The organism is Gluconobacter sp. Dm-44 (assembly GCF_018256175.1).
In the GTDB taxonomy this organism is placed as follows: domain Bacteria; phylum Pseudomonadota; class Alphaproteobacteria; order Acetobacterales; family Acetobacteraceae; genus Gluconobacter; species Gluconobacter cadivus.
In genome coordinates this window covers 98,790-113,699 of record NZ_JAERLZ010000002.1, presented here as the reverse complement: position 1 = coordinate 113,699, position 14,910 = coordinate 98,790, and the positions used below count along the sequence as shown (strand labels likewise).

Annotated in this window: 18 protein-coding genes and 1 riboswitch; of the genes, 9 read left to right on the top strand and 9 right to left on the bottom strand. The window is 61.6% G+C overall.

What is annotated here, in order from left to right; all coding sequences use genetic code 11:
• Positions 1-109 precede the first annotated feature (109 nt).
• The gene (locus JK213_RS03615) at positions 110-901 is read right to left on the bottom strand and encodes an OmpW family protein (RefSeq protein ID WP_194261057.1); all 792 of its coding nucleotides are present in this window, start codon (positions 899-901) and stop codon (positions 110-112) included.
• Positions 902-1,172: 271 nt separating this feature from the next.
• On the opposite strand from JK213_RS03615, the gene JK213_RS03610 reads away from it, so the two are divergent.
• Together JK213_RS03610 and JK213_RS03605 are read left to right on the top strand one after the other, a co-directional pair.
• The gene (locus tag JK213_RS03610; RefSeq protein ID WP_194261319.1) at positions 1,173-1,769 is read left to right on the top strand and encodes a helix-turn-helix domain-containing protein; all 597 of its coding nucleotides are present in this window, start codon (positions 1,173-1,175) and stop codon (positions 1,767-1,769) included.
• Between the two features lie 72 nt (positions 1,770-1,841).
• Positions 1,842-2,297 carry a hypothetical protein gene (locus JK213_RS03605; protein WP_194261056.1) on the top strand — a complete coding sequence of 152 codons (456 nt, stop codon included), beginning with the start codon at positions 1,842-1,844 and terminating at the stop codon, positions 2,295-2,297.
• A gap of 43 nt (positions 2,298-2,340) precedes the next feature.
• Here the strand turns inward: JK213_RS03605 and JK213_RS03600 are convergent, their stop codons facing one another.
• Positions 2,341-3,804, bottom strand: a complete 1,464-nt coding sequence (locus JK213_RS03600; RefSeq protein WP_194261055.1) for a deoxyribodipyrimidine photo-lyase — start codon at positions 3,802-3,804, stop codon at positions 2,341-2,343.
• A gap of 179 nt (positions 3,805-3,983) precedes the next feature.
• Here JK213_RS03600 and JK213_RS03595 point away from each other — a divergent pair, with 179 nt between their 5' ends.
• The 5 genes from JK213_RS03595 (at position 3,984) to ribH (ending at position 7,984) form a co-directional block, all read left to right on the top strand.
• Complete coding sequence (locus JK213_RS03595; RefSeq protein WP_099285974.1) at positions 3,984-4,172, top strand: entericidin A/B family lipoprotein; 189 nt, start codon at positions 3,984-3,986, stop codon at positions 4,170-4,172.
• A 157-nt stretch (positions 4,173-4,329) separates the two neighbouring features.
• A riboswitch (FMN riboswitch) is annotated at positions 4,330-4,487 on the top strand.
• 116 nt (positions 4,488-4,603) lie between these two features.
• On the top strand, positions 4,604-5,638 hold the full coding sequence (gene ribD / locus JK213_RS03590) for a bifunctional diaminohydroxyphosphoribosylaminopyrimidine deaminase/5-amino-6-(5-phosphoribosylamino)uracil reductase RibD (protein WP_228125282.1): 1,035 nt from the start codon (positions 4,604-4,606) through the stop codon (positions 5,636-5,638).
• On the top strand, positions 5,620-6,258 hold the full coding sequence (locus tag JK213_RS03585; protein WP_194261054.1) for a riboflavin synthase: 639 nt from the start codon (positions 5,620-5,622) through the stop codon (positions 6,256-6,258). The genes ribD and JK213_RS03585 overlap by 19 nt, the downstream gene beginning before the upstream one ends.
• A complete protein-coding gene (ribB, locus tag JK213_RS03580; RefSeq protein WP_194261053.1) occupies positions 6,255-7,508 on the top strand; it encodes a 3,4-dihydroxy-2-butanone-4-phosphate synthase in 1,254 nt (417 codons plus the stop codon). The genes JK213_RS03585 and ribB overlap by 4 nt, the downstream gene beginning before the upstream one ends.
• Entirely contained in the window at positions 7,505-7,984 is a 480-nt protein-coding gene (gene ribH, locus JK213_RS03575; RefSeq protein WP_194261052.1) for a 6,7-dimethyl-8-ribityllumazine synthase, read from the top strand. The genes ribB and ribH overlap by 4 nt, the downstream gene beginning before the upstream one ends.
• A 24-nt stretch (positions 7,985-8,008) precedes the next feature.
• On the opposite strand, the gene pqqE is transcribed toward ribH, so the two are convergent.
• From pqqE to pqqA, 5 genes are all read right to left on the bottom strand, one after another.
• The gene (gene pqqE / locus JK213_RS03570) at positions 8,009-9,079 is read right to left on the bottom strand and encodes a pyrroloquinoline quinone biosynthesis protein PqqE (RefSeq protein ID WP_194261051.1); all 1,071 of its coding nucleotides are present in this window, start codon (positions 9,077-9,079) and stop codon (positions 8,009-8,011) included.
• Positions 9,076-9,363: a pyrroloquinoline quinone biosynthesis peptide chaperone PqqD gene (pqqD, locus tag JK213_RS03565; protein ID WP_194261050.1), complete on the bottom strand. Its 288-nt coding sequence runs from the start codon at positions 9,361-9,363 to the stop codon at positions 9,076-9,078. The genes pqqE and pqqD overlap by 4 nt, the downstream gene beginning before the upstream one ends.
• Entirely contained in the window at positions 9,360-10,079 is a 720-nt protein-coding gene (pqqC, locus tag JK213_RS03560; protein WP_194261049.1) for a pyrroloquinoline-quinone synthase PqqC, read from the bottom strand. The genes pqqD and pqqC overlap by 4 nt, the downstream gene beginning before the upstream one ends.
• A complete protein-coding gene (pqqB, locus tag JK213_RS03555) occupies positions 10,076-10,990 on the bottom strand; it encodes a pyrroloquinoline quinone biosynthesis protein PqqB (protein WP_077803979.1) in 915 nt (304 codons plus the stop codon). The genes pqqC and pqqB overlap by 4 nt, the downstream gene beginning before the upstream one ends.
• Before the next feature lie 114 nt (positions 10,991-11,104).
• Positions 11,105-11,185: a pyrroloquinoline quinone precursor peptide PqqA gene (pqqA, locus tag JK213_RS03550; RefSeq protein ID WP_010502998.1), complete on the bottom strand. Its 81-nt coding sequence runs from the start codon at positions 11,183-11,185 to the stop codon at positions 11,105-11,107.
• Between the two features lie 183 nt (positions 11,186-11,368).
• On the opposite strand from pqqA, the gene JK213_RS03545 reads away from it, so the two are divergent.
• The gene (locus JK213_RS03545; protein ID WP_194261048.1) at positions 11,369-12,628 is read left to right on the top strand and encodes an AI-2E family transporter; all 1,260 of its coding nucleotides are present in this window, start codon (positions 11,369-11,371) and stop codon (positions 12,626-12,628) included.
• A 206-nt stretch (positions 12,629-12,834) separates the two neighbouring features.
• Positions 12,835-13,461, top strand: a complete 627-nt coding sequence (gene gmk, locus JK213_RS03540; RefSeq protein ID WP_194261047.1) for a guanylate kinase — start codon at positions 12,835-12,837, stop codon at positions 13,459-13,461.
• Here the strand turns inward: gmk and JK213_RS03535 are convergent.
• Together JK213_RS03535 and JK213_RS03530 are read right to left on the bottom strand one after the other, a co-directional pair.
• Positions 13,451-14,350 carry a slipin family protein gene (locus JK213_RS03535; protein WP_228125281.1) on the bottom strand — a complete coding sequence of 300 codons (900 nt, stop codon included), beginning with the start codon at positions 14,348-14,350 and terminating at the stop codon, positions 13,451-13,453. The two genes, gmk and JK213_RS03535, sit on opposite strands and share 11 nt — an antisense overlap.
• Before the next feature lie 50 nt (positions 14,351-14,400).
• On the bottom strand, positions 14,401-14,841 hold the full coding sequence (locus JK213_RS03530; RefSeq protein WP_194261045.1) for a GntR family transcriptional regulator: 441 nt from the start codon (positions 14,839-14,841) through the stop codon (positions 14,401-14,403).
• Positions 14,842-14,910 lie beyond the last annotated feature (69 nt).

Sequence of the window (14,910 nt, the reverse complement as noted above, 5' to 3'; positions counted from 1 at the left end):
GACGGAATGGCCGGATTGCAAAAGTTTTATGTGATTGCCACAAAAATGCAAAAAAGCGGCCCTCCGGAGAAAGGCCGCTTTTCTGATATGCCAGTTTCTGACCCGAAAATCAGAAACGGTATTCGATACCTGCGCCAACGACGGTCGGGTCGAGGGAGTCATGCGCCGTGATCTTCGTGGTCTCGGCATTGTTCTGCGCCCAGGCATGGACCCGCATGAACATCTGCTTGACGTCGAAGTTGAAGAACCAGTTGCCAACGACCTGATAGTCGAAACCGACATTGACGGACGGGCCACCCGTCACACCGATATTGAGCTTCTGCGTGAGCGGACCACCAGCAGGAGACACGTTATGGAACCAGGCCAGCGTCGCGCCAACACCCACATACGGGTTGAAGCGCTTGTGCGGACGGAAGTGCCAGGCAAACGTAACAGTCGGCGGCAGAACCCAGGCGCTGCCCACATCAACTTTGCCCAGACCCGGAACGCCTTCAGCAGCGATCTCATGACGCGTGCTGGCAGCAATCAGATCGACCGAGACATTGTCCGTGAAGAAGTATTCGAACGTCAGCTCCGGCATGACCTGACGCGTCGTCTTGACGCGACCGCCAAGATGCGCGCCGTTCAGTCGCAGGCTGCTGTCACGATCTTCCGGCATCACGCCGAGGGCGGACAGACGAACGATGAAGTCGCCCTTGCCCAGCCCGATGCGGGTGTTGGCACAGGTCTGGAACAGGCCGCAATGGCCGGAGGCAGGCGCATGGATGTTTACGGACGGCACGGGAGCCGCCGTCATGGGTGCACTGACCGTAGCCTGGGGAGCAGGAGCAGTGACCTGCGCAAACGCGGGAGTTGCAACGGCGCCGACTGCGGCGGCCAGCGCGAAAGCGTTAAATTTCATCTGGAATTTCCATCACCATTCGTTGAGCCTCACAAAGCACTCCTCCCCTCCCATCACCTTGACCTGAATCAAGTCTGGTAAATTATGTGGTAGTGTGGCTGAAAGTCTTCAGGCTGCGCTCAGCACAACGGGAACAGGATTCATCATGTCTGCGTCACATACTCCAGAAGATGTCCATGATCGTTGCGCCCATTGCGTAGGGCGACGTCTGAGTGTGTGCAGCAGCATTGACGACTGTGATCTTGCTATTCTCGCCAACGAGTCTTCACGAATGACCGTTGCCGACGGTCGATCCTTTATAGAAGAGGGCGCACCGGCCAACGATTTCTTTGTCGTGACCGGAGGCAGGGTCAAGCTCTTTACCCTTCTGCCGGATGGGCGACGCCAGATTACCGGCTTTGCAGAAGGCGGACACTTCCTCGGACTCGCCGCCTCCACCAGCTACGCTTTCGGGGCCGAAGCCCTCGGCGGGGCCACGCTCTGCCGCTTCCCCCATGCCGGCATGCAGCGCCTGACCGAACGCTTTCCCAGCCTTGAACACCGCTTGCGCGAAGAAGCCTCCCGCGAACTCGCCCTGATGCAGGCCCGCATGACCCTGCTGGGACGCAAAACAGCCCGCGAACGCGTGGCCACCTTCCTGATTGAACGCTGCCAGCATCTGGAAAAGCCCGACCTGTCCCGTCCGGTCGAACTCGACCTGCCCATGCCCCGGACTGATATCGCGGATTATCTCGGACTCACTATTGAAACGGTCAGCCGGATCCTCAGCGCCTTCAAAAAAGAAAAACTCATCAGTATCCGAAGCATTACCCACATCACATTACTGATGCCTGAACGGATATCGACGATCGCAGAAGGCATGGAATAGGCCCCTTTTCAAAAAGCCACATTCCCGCCATCAGGACGCTCTATGTTTTACTGATCGTTTACAGGAGATGTCATGATTTTCATTCCTTTCCCCCGCACGATGCTTGCTGTCGGACTGATTGCCGGAGCCGTTTCCCTTGCTCCGCAGGCTTATGCGGCAGACACCACGGCATCCAGCGCCTGCCAGCAGACCGGCCAGAATGATGTCATCGGACGTCTGGCACAGCGGGAAGACTGCCTGAACAGCAAGGTCCAGAACTACCAGCAGCAGTCGCAGGACGCTCAGGCTGCGCGCGAAAAGCGGATTCAGGACCTGAAGGACAAATACACGAACGCTCCGGCCAACGAGAAGGCGCGTCTTCAGAAGCAGATCGCCGGCGAACAGTCCAAGCTGACCAATCTGCGCGATCAGGAAAATCAGCGCCTGCAGCAGCTCAAGAATGCCCCGCAGGAACAGCGCAACCGCCTCAACGCTCTGGGCAGCAAAACCCGCGGCGATGTCAGCAACTTCCTGAACGGCGGTCTCTGATCCGGTCGCTCCGGCCCCGCCACGGGGCCGGAATTTCAGGCCTTCAAAGCCCCCTGAAGGCCTGAAGGGCACGATCCCGCCCGTCTTTCAGGTCGACGATCGGGCGCGGGTAGGTCTTGCCCAAAATCACTCCCCCGTGCCGCAGGTCCGCTTCCTTCGCGGCCCAAGGCTCAAACAGCGCCTTTCCTGACAGACGACGCAGTTCAGGCACCCACTGGCGGATATAATCGCCATCCGGGTCAAACTTTTCAGCCTGTCGCGTCGGGTTAAAAATCCTGAAAAACGGCGTGGCTTCGATGCCCGTCCCCGCGACCCATTGCCAGTTCATGGCATTATTCGCAAAATCCGCATCTACCAGCGTATCGCGGAACCACGCCTCCCCTTCCTTCCAGTCGATCAGCAGATGCTTCGTCAGGAACGATCCCACGATCATCCGCGCCCTGTTATGCATCCAGCCGGTCTGCCAGAGCTGACGCATCCCCGCATCCACGATCGGCACCCCCGTCTGCCCGCGCTGCCACGCCTTCAGATCTGCGGCACTGTTCCGCCAACGCATCCCGGAAAATTTCGGGCTGAGGTTTTCAAACGGCAGTTGCGGCAGGTGATACAGCGTGTAGCGGGCAAATTCCCGCCATCCGAGCTCTGACAGGAAAATCCGCGGGCCATCCGTATGTGCCCCATGCGTCTGCAACGCCGCCCAGACCTGACGAGGTGAAACCGCACCGGACGCAAGATAGGGCGACAGACGCGACGTTCCTTCCTCCGCCACCCTGTCCCGACCCCTCGGATACTCTGCCACGGCATCTTTCAGAAAATCCTCAAGATGCTCCTGCCCTTCCGCTTCCCCCGGCTCCCAAGTCTTTCGGAACCCAGCCGCCCAGTCCGGAGCCTGCGGACAGAGATCCGCTTCGTTCAGCCGTTTATCCGGCAGAACAGAGTCCGGAACGTCCTGAAACGACAACACGTCCGGCATTCCCAACGGCTCCGGTACAGTGTGCGTCTGAAGCGCCTTCCAGAATGAACCGCAGACTTTATAGAATCCGCCCTGCTTCGTCCGCACCGTGTCCGGATCAAGCAGAACTGTTCCCCAGTGCGCCCGAACCTCACAGCCCTGCTGTTCCAGAGCCCGCCGGATCCGATCGTCCTGCGCCCGTTCGCGTTCATGCAGACGATGGTGCCAGTGCACTGAACCGGCATCCATGTGTCGCGCAAGCTGCGGAAGCAGATCCTCAGCAGAACCCGCAAGCGTCAGCAACGTCCCGCCCCGGCGTTCTAGGTGTGCCCGCAGATCGGCCAAAGCCCCATGAAGCCACCACCGCAACGCCGCTCCAGCTGGATGCAGGGCCGGGGTCACGTCATCAAGAACATACACACAGATGAGCGGCCGACCGGACGACGACGCCTCATGCAGCGCAGGATGATCTGCCAGACGCAGATCGTCCCGAAACCAGACGATGGCTGGCCGGGTCTGCCGGGGGGAAGAAGATTGGGTCCGGGAACGGGGCATGGATCCTCACAAAAAGGGGAAATTCTTCATAAAGCGCCCCACAGCGCCATTCGTTCAGAACGAATGAAACGACTTCAATTCGGACCGGAGACAGCCCGAAAAAATTTCTCCCAAGGCCGCGAACCATTGTCATGAAATGTCGTTTAGATGGCGAAACGCTCTTTAAGAGGATTTTCTTCATGTCCACCAAGTTCATTGCACGTATTGCCCTTTCGCTGGCCCTGCTTTCGGGTTCAGCTGTCACGCTGTCTGCCTGCAACACCGTGCGCGGCGCTGGTCAGGACGTGAGCTCCGTCGGTCACAACGTTACCCGCGGCGCAACCGCAACGCAGGGCGCGATTGACCGTCACACGGGCGTTTCCCCCTGATTTTCGCGAAAACCCCACTTCGGGCTTTCAGAACCGCCGGTCCCCGACCGGCGGTTTTTTTGTATCGGCACGTTCTGACTGCGGCTTCGGAAACAGGCCTGTGTAGATTTTTGCTTGTCATTCCTGTCCGGACGGTTCCATAGTTCGAATTGAACACAGACGTTCTCAGGGCGGGGTGAAACTCCCCACCGGCGGTATTGGCGGATTTCTCCGCCTCAGCCCGCGAGCGCCTTCCGGATTTCGATCCGGAAGGGACAAGCAGATCCGGTGAGACTCCGGAGCCGACGGTCATAGTCCGGATGGAAGAGAACGCAGCGCTTGTCCGGTCACGGACAGGTTGGGCGCTTGCCGCCCTGCCTGTTTTCCGTTCCGGCTGAGGGCGGCGTGCGCCTTGCGGACGTCCCGATTGTAACGGGACCAGAAGACGCAACTTGCCTGACCAGACCACCCTTTCCGACACAGTAGCACCGAGCGCCATTCGCGACGGATTTCGTGCGGCCATCTCACAGGCTGTCGAGACCTTTGGTGCCACGGCACCCAACCCGTCCGTCGGGTGTGCGCTGCTGGATGCCGAAGGGCGTGTGCTGACGGTCGGCGTTCATCCACGCGCGGGACAGCCCCATGCCGAAGCGATGGCTCTGGCGCGGGCCCGAGCGGCAGGTGTTCTGGATCAGGCACGGGTGGCTCTTGTCACGCTGGAGCCGTGCAATCACACCGGACGCACCCCTCCGTGCAGCGAAGCCCTGCGCAACAGCCCGGTTCGGGAAGTCTGGATTGGTGCGGCCGATCCAAACCCGCAGGCCTCCGGCGGAGCAGACCGACTGCGCGAAGAGCCCGGCGCAAAACGCGTGGTCATGCTGGCGGACCGGCCAGACATGGCCGATCTGGCCCGAGACTGCCGGGCCCTTCTTGCCCCCTTCGCAAGCCGCGTCGTCCGGCACCGCCCATGGATCAGCGTCAAGCAGGCGCTGGACGAACACGGCTCCATGTTACCACCGGCCGGGCAGAAAACTTTCACATCCCCGGACTCGCTCGTCCTCGCGCATCGCCTGCGCCGGGCGACAGATGCGATCATCACCGGAATCGGCACCGTTCTGGCAGACCGCCCGCGCTTCACGGTCCGGCATGTCCCGGACCACGAGGGGCGCAAGCCGCGCCTTCTGATCGTCTGCGACCGCCATGGCCGCCTTCCGGCGGACTGGATTGCCGAAATGACGCAGACCGGGTTCGAGGTTCTCACCAGTTCCGACCTGCTCTCCGTCCCGGCCCTGCTGGCGGAGCGCGGCGTAAACTGGGCGATGATCGAAGCCGGACCAGCCCTACTGGCCTCCGTCGCCGAGGCTGGGCTTTGGGACGACTGGCTCACCATTCACAAAACTGCGGGTGCTGACCGCATCGATCTGAAATCGCGGGACGAAAGCCCGCTGCGACTGCTGAGGGAAAACGCATGTTCTCTGGAATCATAGAGCGTCTGGGCACAGTCCGCGCCGCCTCCGTCCGCGACAAGGCCATGGACCTGACCGTAGAGACAGGCTTCCCCGATCTGGAACTCGGCGAGAGCGTGGCGATCAATGGTGTGTGTCTGACGGTAGAGACCTTCGATGCAGCAGGCGTGGCGACGTTCCATCTCAGCGGCGAGACGCTCTCCCGCACACCACTGGATCAGCTCAAAGCCGGATCGCGCGTCAATCTGGAACGCGCCGTTGCCGCCAGCACGCGCCTTTCGGGCCATATCGTTCAGGGCCATGTGGATGGCGTGGCGACCCTCGCAAGCATCGAGAAAGCAGGGGATTCCTACGCTCTGCGCGTGTTCGTCCCGCAGGCGCTGCGCCAGTATGTCGTGGAAAAAGGCTCCATCACCTTCGACGGCATCAGCCTGACGGTGAATGATCTGCATGACAACATCACGCACGGCAATCAGCCCGGTTTTGAAGTCAGCCTGACGATCATCCCGCACACCTGGGAGCACACCAACCTCTCCACGCTGTCGGTCGGGGACCGGATGGATGTGGAAGTCGATGTGCTGTCCAAATATGTCGAGAACCTGCTGCGGTTCTCCCCCAGCCTTGGAAAGGTGGCCTCATGAAGCCGTCCCTGAAAGCCGCCATCGAGGCCATCCGCGCTGGCAGCATGGTCGTCATGGTCGATGACGAAAACCGGGAGAACGAGGGCGATCTGGTCATGGCCGCGCAGTTCGCCACGCCGGAAGCCATCAACTTCATGGTCCGTGAGGCCCGCGGCCTGATCTGCCTGCCGCTGGAAGCCGAACAGGCGGACCGTCTGGCCCTGCCCCCCATGGTGGCCCGCAATCGCGACCCGCGCGGCACGGCCTTCACGGTCTCGATCGAAGCGGCAACAGGTGTGACGACCGGCATTTCTGCCGCAGACCGCGCCCGCACGATTGTCATCGCCGCCAACCCCGCGGCCAAGCCAGACGACCTCGTCTCGCCGGGACATATCTTCCCGCTCCGCGCGCATCCCGAGGGCGTTCTGGGCCGCAACGGTCATACGGAAGGGTCGATCGACATCGCGCGTCTGGCCGGGCTGGAGCCCGCGGGCGTGATCTGCGAGATCATGGCCGATGACGGCAGCATGATGCGCCTGCCGGAACTGCGGAAATATGCCGCCCGTCACAACATGCCCATCGTCAGCATCGCGGACCTTCAGGACTGGTGCCGCGAACACGGACGCGGTGCCATCGCGGGCCACGACCTGATCTGCACGCCCGTTCCAGCTGCGGGCGAAATGGTGGCCGAATCCGCCCTCCCCAGCATTTTCGGCGGTCACGATCTGCGCATCCACGCCTTCCGCGCCGTTGATGGCGTGGAGCATGTCGCGCTGGTGAAAGGCGATCCGTCCAAGGGCGTTCCGCTGGTGCGTCTGCATTCGGAATGCGTGACGGGCGATGCGCTCGGCTCCATGCGCTGCGACTGCGGCGCACAGCTCCGCGAAGCTCTGGAGCGGATTTCGGCATCCGAATCCGGCGTGCTGGTCTATCTGCGGGGCCATGAAGGCCGCGGAATCGGACTGGCCAACAAGATCCGCGCCTACGAGCTTCAGGATCATGGCATGGACACGGTCGAGGCCAACGAGGCCCTCGGCCTACCCGCCGATGCCCGCGAATGGGACGCGGCGGCGGACCTGCTGCGGCATCTGGGCGTGAGTTCGCTCCGTCTTCTGACGAACAATCCGGACAAGGAATCCAACCTCGTCCGCTTCGGCTTTGACGTGCAGTCCAGCGAACGGCTGGAAATCGCAGCCAATCCTTTTAACCGCGCCTATCTTGCGACCAAACGCACACGGATGGGCCATTTCCTTCAGGAACAGCCGGCATGAGCAAACATATCCCCGTAGCCCCCGATCTGCGCCTTTCTCCCGCACCGAAATTGGCCATCATCTCCAGCCGCTTCAACACGAGTATTACCGGTGGCCTGAAGAACGGCGCGCTTGAATGGCTCGAAGAGCGCGGCATCACCGATGTGGACGTCTATGACGCGCCGGGCGCGTTCGAACTCCCCATTCTGGCCCAGCGTCTGGCCAAATCCGGCCAATACGAGGGCGTGATCTGCCTCGGCTGCGTCATCAAGGGCGACACCGCGCATTTCGAATTCATCTCGCTGGGTGCCACCATCGGCATCATGCAGGCCCAGCTTGCCACCGAAGTACCGATCGCTTTCGGCATCCTGACGACCTACACCGAACAGCAGGCCGTGGACCGCTCCCGCGCAGATGCCGAAAACAAAGGCCGGGAAGCCGCCGCAGCCTGTGTCGAGACACTGGCCTTCCTGCGCAACGTGCCCGCCCGCTCCTGATCCCTGCGGAAAAAGTGCCGCTTGTCAGAAACGCCGGTATAGCAACTCCGGCTTTTCTGACGCTTCTTCCACGGCCTTTTCCACACGGTCATGGAACGGCGAAAGACTACAGACCGGGTCGGTGTTGGCGGCATTCCCCGTCAACGCCAGCGCCTGACAGCGGCATCCGCCCCAGTCCTGTTCCTTGCGCTCGCAGGACCGACAGGGTTCGGGCATCCAGTCCGTCCCCCGGAACATGTTGAACAGGGGCGAACAGTTCCAGATATCCGACAGGGTCCCGTCCTGCACATTTGGGAACGCGACATCGGGGATGATCTCTGCTGCGTGACACGGCAGAACGCGCCCTGAGGGTGTGACATTCACGAAACGCTGCCCCCAGCCTCCCATGCAGGGTTTGGGCCGGTCCGCGTGATAATCCGGCGTCACATAATCGACCGAAAGACCACCCTTCGCACGTTCTGCCTCAACGGCGCGTGTGGCCTCCTGAAGCTGCTCACGGCTGGGCAGAAGCGCATCACGGTTTTTCAGCCCCCAGCCATAATACTGGGTATGCGCAATCTCCACCCGTCCGGCCCCGAGTTCCCGCGCCAGAGCAAACATCTCGGGAATACGGGCCACATTTTCCCTATGCACCACAAAATTGAGCGTCATTGGAATGCCGGACGCCCGGATGAGCCGCGCCGCCTCAATCTTGCGGGCCTGCGCCCCCTTGAGACCGCCAATCCGCTCGGCACCCGCCTCAGTCACGTCCTGAAAGGACAGCTGGATATGATCCAGCCCGGCCTTGTCCAGCGCCTCCAGCTTCGTTTCGTCCAGCAGAACGCCGGAGGTGATCAGGTTGGAATACAGATTGAGGTCCCGCGCGAGGGCGACCAGTTCGACGAGGTCGGGCCGGGCCATCGGCTCACCGCCGGAGAAATGAACCTGCAACACACCGAGTTCGGCGGCCTGTTCCAGCACGGAGCGCCAACCGTCGGTGTCGAGTTCCGCCGCTTTTCGTTCAAGTTCAAGCGGATTGGAGCAATAGGGGCAGGAAAGCGGGCAACGATGCGTCAGTTCAGCCAGAAGGCTCATCGGCGGCGAAGGCAGTGTCATGTGTGCAGGACGTTCTTTTCTGTCAGTTCAGAAAGAAGCGCGAGGACATCCTTCGCAATGACCTCACGCGGGGCGGAAAATTCGTTTGCAAGCTGCTGGATGATGTCGCCGACGCTGCGCTCCCCATCCAGAAGCCGCAGAATATGCGGTGCGGAGCCCTCGATCACAAACGCTTTTTCAGGCGCCTGCACGATCCACAGGTCTCTCACGCGATCGTGCTGGAGCCGATGGCCCCGCGCGAAGGAGAGAACGCTCTCCTCCGCGACACAGGACTGATCCCTCATGGAACGAAAGCGCCCGGCGGGATGTGGCCGTCCACATAGGCATAATCGAGCGCATCCAGCATGGTCCACAGCACGGAGCACTTGAACTCCAGAGCTTCCAGAACCTCTTTCTGCTGTTCGGGCGTGCGGGCATTTTCGCGGACATAGGCCAGCGCGAAATCGGAATCCCGCGGCGCCTGCGTCAGACGGGGCGTGAAATAGGCGAGCGTCTTTTCCGACACGAAATCATAGTGCCGCAGCATCCCAGAGACGCGCTCGCTGATGATCGTGGGCGAAAACAGCTCCGTCAGCGAGGACGCGATGGCGGCCAGAATGGAGCGGTCCCTCACGAAATTCACATAGGCATCGACCGAAAAACGCGTGGCCGGAAGCAGGCCGTCGAGGCTTTCCACATAGTCGCGATCCAGCCCCAGACCATCCGTCAGCATCAGCCAGCGCGCGACACCGCCCGTTCCGGGCTCCGTGCCGTCATGATCCTCGATCCGACGACGCCATTCCCGGCGCAGTTCGGCCGTGGGCAGCCGTGCGAGGAGGGTCGCGTCCTTGGCCGGGATGCGGGCCTGATAATAATAGCGGTTCAGCGCCCAGGCCTGAACCTGCGCGCGGTCGAGCTTGCCGTCATGCAGTTTACGATGGAATGGATGTCGGTTGTGATACCGCTCGGCACCGATCTGCCGAAGCCTCTCTTCAAGCTGGTCAGGGATGAGGAGCGTCATGGTGTGTCCAGTCTGAAAGTCATGCCGTCTTCCGCAACCGTCCATCCGGCGCGTTCGACGCTTTTGCGTTCGGGGCTGTCTTCGAACAGAATCGGGTTGGAGTTGTTGATATGAATCAAGACCTTGCGAGGTTTTTCGCACATCGTGAAACATTCAACGGGGCCGCCGGCGTCATTGACCGAAACATGCCCCATCCGCTGGCCGCTCTTGGGACTCAGCCCGGCGCGGATCATTTCGTCGTCCCGCCACAGCGTCCCGTCGAAGAAAACGAGATCCGCCGCAGCCACCCGCTCCACGATCTCTGGCGTGATATGCGCGCAGCCGGGGATGAAAAGCAGCGTTTTCAGCCCGTCCGTTATGGACAGACCCAGCGTTTCGTCGGGCTTTGAGCCTGCGGCCTCTGCATAAAGCGGAGCCTTGCCCGGCACGGCGAAGGCCGTCAGCAGCAGCCCCGAGGGAATTCCATCCTTGTTCATCAGGGACATGGGTTCGTTGAGAAGCAACGGGATGCGCGGCACAATCTCAGGGTCGAGCGCGCCGAACATCGGATTGTCCGCCAGTTGCCGAAGCGTCGAGTCGCTGCCCATCAGTCTGAAGGGTTCGCGCTCGCGCAGCGTCAGAAGCCCCGTGATGGCGTCGATTTCGCCGCAGGTCAGGACGACGCCCTGAATGGGCGTTCCGCGCAGACTGCCCTGATGATGCAGGGCCGGGGTCTCGATGATCTGCTGGCGCAAATCGGGCGCGGCGTTGAGAATGAACCAGCGTTTTCCGTCGGCACTGACGGCGATGGAGGCCTGGGTCCGGGCTTTCGCGCCCTGTCGCGTGCGGGCGGCCACACAGCCGGGCGCTGCGGAATTCCACTGCGGAAAACCGCCCCCTGCCGCCGCGCCAAGCACGATGACATCAATCATTTTTTCACAAACCGTCTGAATCGGGTGACCTGCGGCCCCCATGAATGAAAACGGCCGCTCCGAAGGGGAGCGGCCGTGCCATATTCCTCAAGGACGGGGCCTCGGGGAAGAGGCTTATTTCTTCTCGCCGCAGACATACGAGTTGATTTCTGCGCCCAGCGGGATTTCGGTAACTTTCGGTGTGTTCCAGGCCATGATTTTTCTCCTTGGTCTCCGATAACCGGCAGATGTGACAACAACACATCCACAGGCGCTCCTCATGATTTAGTGACCGGATGCCACTGGAGTTCAAGGGGTTTTTTGGGCAGAACACGTAACTGTGTCCTTTCGCGGACCGTTCTGGTCCGTAAGCTCCGTCTTCGTTGCAGGCAAAAAAACATGTCCGGCCGTCCCATTGCGTCCTCCGCCGACCCTGCCTGTAGCGATACCGCGTCCCCGTCTGGGAAAGCTGGTGAAAAACTGCTGCCGGACGGCGATTTTCCGGACCCTACGCTCGACCGGAACCTGCTGCGCGACCATCTGAACATCCGGGACATGTGTGTCCTGATCCTGACGATTCTCGCTGTCTTCTATTCGCTGTATTTCACGGCCCCCATCCTTCTGCCCTTCGTCTTCGCGCTCGTGCTGAACCTGCTCATGATCGCGCCCATGCGATTCCTGACCCAGCGCCTGCGCCTGCCCCGGCATCTGGCGGGCCTGCTGCTGATTGTCATGATGTTCGGAATCGTGGGCGGAATCGCCACAACGATTTCCGTCCCGGCTGCTGGCTGGATCACCCGCGCGCCGCAGACGCTCCCCGCGTTGCAAAGCAAACTGGCCGTTCTCAGCGGACCGATCGACATGATCCAGCATGATTACATGCGTCTGTCGGCCATGTTCAGCGGCCATTCCGGCAACACACATACGGCACATGGCGTCACCGGACCGATCAGCGGGGAGACGGCACTCTCGCGGCTCGGCTCTTCCGTTCTCGCCGGGACGCGGGAGCTTGCAGGCGGCTTCTTCTCGATGCTGCTGATGCTGTTCTTCCTCATGACGGAAGGCGACACGCTTCTGCGACGCTGCGTCGAGATCATGCCGACCTACGCCAAGAAACGCCGCCTAGTGGAAATGGCGACGCAGATCGAGCAGAACGTCTCGCTCTATCTCGTGACGATCACGATGATGAATCTGGGTGTGGGGCTGGTGAACATGATCCAGTGCTGGGCGACCGGCATGCCGAACCCGCTTCTATGGGGCGTGCTGGCGTTCCTGCTGAACTACATCCCCATCATCGGGCCGCTCACGGGTGTGGTGGTCTATTTCGTGGTCGGTCTGTTCAGTTTTCCGTCCCTGCTTTACGCGCTCCTGCCGCCGTCGATCTATCTGCTGATCCATGTGTTGGAAGGCGAGACCATCACGCCCATGCTGCTGGCCCGGCGTTTCACGCTCAATCCCGTTTTCGTCATGGGATCGCTACTGTTCTGGGACTGGATGTGGGGCATCTCCGGTGCGTTCCTGTCCGTGCCGATGCTCGCGGTCTTCAAGATTGTCTGTGACCATATCGAAGTTCTGGCCCCACTTGGACACGTTCTGGGTGGCCCGACGCGGCGGACGATCAGCAGTGCCATTGTTGCGCAGCTGCAGTCCGAGCCGTGAGGATCGGGGCTTTGCCCCGCGCCCCACAAAGGGGCTCACCCCTTTGATCCCGATTCCAAATAAAGCGGTTTCCAAAGGCACCGGCCTTTGGCGGGTTTCAGGGCAGCGCCCTGAACAGGCTCTGAATATCTGGCCAGAACCGCCCCCTTTACGCTAGACGCTTCGGCAGAACATTCCTGTCCGGTTCATTCTTCCAAGGAGACCCCATGACCCAATTGCCCCGCCGTGGCGTCTGTCTGGTGATCTCGGCCCCGTCTGGCGCGGGCAAGTCCACCATTGCCAACGCCCTGCGCGCTTCGGAACCAACCCTGCGCCATTCCGTCTCGGTCACGACGCGCGGGCCGCGTCCGGGGGAAGTCGAGGGTGTGCATTACCATTTCCGGAATATCGAGGAATTCCGCCGCATGGCTGCGGATGGCGAACTGCTGGAATGGGCGGAGGTCTTTGGTCGGGGCTACGGCACGCCACGCGCACCAGTTGAGGAAGCGCTGAATGCCGGTCATGACATGGTGTTCGATATCGACTGGCAGGGGCACCGCCTTCTGCGCGCGGCCCTACCGGACGATGTGGTGAGCCTGTTCGTTCTGCCGCCGTCTCTGGAAGAACTGGAACGCCGCCTGAACAAACGCGCGTCAGACCATCCCGAAGAAATCGCCAAGCGCATGCAGGCGGCGCTGAACGAGATTTCCCACTGGTCCGAATTCGATCACACGATCATCAATTCGGACCTCGATACCGCTATCTCGCAGGCCCGCTCCGTCCTGACAGCCGCGCGGCTGGCTACGCGACGTCAGCGCAACCTGCCGGACATGGTCGCCAGCTTCAGCCGCTGACTCCACCAGTCTCAGCCGGGGCGCCTGCATCCGGCTGGACGGTCTGCATCGCGGCCGCAAAGGCTGTTGCGGATGTCATGGCATCCGCCATGGTTGTCGGCATCAGGATGGTGGTGCCGCGGTTCTTGTTCATTTCAAAAATTCGGTTGATCTGAAGGATCTGGAGCGCGATCGGCGAGGCTTCATAAGTTTTGGCCGCCTGCGCCAGTTCGTGCGCCACTTCCCGCTCCGCCGAAGCCAACGTGACGCGGGCAGCACGCTCGCGCTCGGCCTGCGCCTGACGGCTCATGGCATCCTGAAGACTGTCGGGCAGTTGTACGTCGCGGATTTCGACAGCCTGAACTGTAACGCCCCATTCGCGCGTCTTGATCTCGATAAGATCGCGCAATTCGCCGTCGATACGGCGGCGGTCTTCCAGCAGCGTCGCCAGATCCGAACTGCCGACAACCTCGCGCAGCGTCGTGAGCGCGACCATCGAGACCGAACCCTCGTAATTGTCCAGCTCCGTGATGGCCCGCAGCGGATCATGCACCATCCAGAACACGACCGCGTCCACATCCACCGGCGTTGTATCGCGCGTCAGGGTCTGACGCGTATGGACGGGCACCGTGCGGATACGCTGGTCCACAACGGCGTCGATCTGATCGAGAAAGGGCACAATCAGAAACAGGCCCGGACCGCGCAGCCCCTGAATCTTTCCTGCCCGCAGAACCAGAACGCGCTGCCAGGAATTGCACATCTTGAGCGATAGATGCACGAGCAGGGCCAGCACGAAGCCACCGATGACCCAGCCGTGCTGCCGCGTCAGAGCCGTCAGTCCGGCCGAAAGCAAAAAAACGATCGCCGCGATGGAGGCGGAAATCGTGTTGAGAGGCAGTTTCCGATTCATGGATGGCACCAGCGACACGGAAGGAAGGACGGGGAAATCCGGCATGGACATCAGCCTTTGGCAGAGCCGCTCTCGGGCTCGGATGGGGTGGGAGGCAGACCGAGAAGATCGCGCATGGCGATGACGACCGCTTCGGGATCAAGGCCCGCGGCCTGACTGCGGGCGATGGTGGAGGCCGCGAGCGCGCGGACTTCCGCGGCTTTGAGGGCGCCGTCCGGGTGTGGCGGTGTGTCGCTGATGAAACTGCCCCGCGCCCGCAGCGTCCGGATCGCGCCCAGCCGCTCGAGTTCCGCATAGGCCCGCTGGACGGTGTTGAGATCCACCCTCAGGTGGACGGCGAGCGCACGCATAGTCGGTAGGCGGTCGTCGGGTTTCAGCAGCCCCGACCCGATGGCGGCCAGCACCCGCTCGCGGATCTGAACGCGCAGCGGCAGGGCGCTGGCATCCGAAAGCGGCGTGGGGAAGAGGTATGTTTCTATGTCAGCAGACATGCATACAAGAGTGATCCGCTTTCGGAACGTCCGTCAAGAAGATTCCGCGTCAAAGCCTCCTCAGGGGCA

What these genes read in the sequence shown, in the direction of transcription:
- pqqB (WP_077803979.1), bottom strand. Translation starts at nt 10,990, where the DNA reads ATGATTGATGTCATCGTGCTTGGCGCGGCGGCAGGGGGCGGTTTTCCG.
- JK213_RS03595 (WP_099285974.1), top strand. Translation starts at nt 3,984, where the DNA reads ATGTCCACCAAGTTCATTGCACGTATTGCCCTTTCGCTGGCCCTGCTT.
- JK213_RS03535 (WP_228125281.1), bottom strand. Translation starts at nt 14,350, where the DNA reads ATGAATCGGAAACTGCCTCTCAACACGATTTCCGCCTCCATCGCGGCG.
- gmk (WP_194261047.1), top strand. Translation starts at nt 12,835, where the DNA reads ATGACCCAATTGCCCCGCCGTGGCGTCTGTCTGGTGATCTCGGCCCCG.
- pqqA (WP_010502998.1), bottom strand. Translation starts at nt 11,185, where the DNA reads ATGGCCTGGAACACACCGAAAGTTACCGAAATCCCGCTGGGCGCAGAA.
- JK213_RS03530 (WP_194261045.1), bottom strand. Translation starts at nt 14,841, where the DNA reads ATGTCTGCTGACATAGAAACATACCTCTTCCCCACGCCGCTTTCGGAT.
- ribB (WP_194261053.1), top strand. Translation starts at nt 6,255, where the DNA reads ATGAAGCCGTCCCTGAAAGCCGCCATCGAGGCCATCCGCGCTGGCAGC.
- JK213_RS03615 (WP_194261057.1), bottom strand. Translation starts at nt 901, where the DNA reads ATGAAATTTAACGCTTTCGCGCTGGCCGCCGCAGTCGGCGCCGTTGCA.
- JK213_RS03585 (WP_194261054.1), top strand. Translation starts at nt 5,620, where the DNA reads ATGTTCTCTGGAATCATAGAGCGTCTGGGCACAGTCCGCGCCGCCTCC.
- JK213_RS03600 (WP_194261055.1), bottom strand. Translation starts at nt 3,804, where the DNA reads ATGCCCCGTTCCCGGACCCAATCTTCTTCCCCCCGGCAGACCCGGCCA.
- JK213_RS03545 (WP_194261048.1), top strand. Translation starts at nt 11,369, where the DNA reads ATGTCCGGCCGTCCCATTGCGTCCTCCGCCGACCCTGCCTGTAGCGAT.
- JK213_RS03610 (WP_194261319.1), top strand. Translation starts at nt 1,173, where the DNA reads ATGACCGTTGCCGACGGTCGATCCTTTATAGAAGAGGGCGCACCGGCC.
- ribH (WP_194261052.1), top strand. Translation starts at nt 7,505, where the DNA reads ATGAGCAAACATATCCCCGTAGCCCCCGATCTGCGCCTTTCTCCCGCA.
- JK213_RS03605 (WP_194261056.1), top strand. Translation starts at nt 1,842, where the DNA reads ATGATTTTCATTCCTTTCCCCCGCACGATGCTTGCTGTCGGACTGATT.
- pqqE (WP_194261051.1), bottom strand. Translation starts at nt 9,079, where the DNA reads ATGACACTGCCTTCGCCGCCGATGAGCCTTCTGGCTGAACTGACGCAT.
- pqqC (WP_194261049.1), bottom strand. Translation starts at nt 10,079, where the DNA reads ATGACGCTCCTCATCCCTGACCAGCTTGAAGAGAGGCTTCGGCAGATC.
- pqqD (WP_194261050.1), bottom strand. Translation starts at nt 9,363, where the DNA reads ATGAGGGATCAGTCCTGTGTCGCGGAGGAGAGCGTTCTCTCCTTCGCG.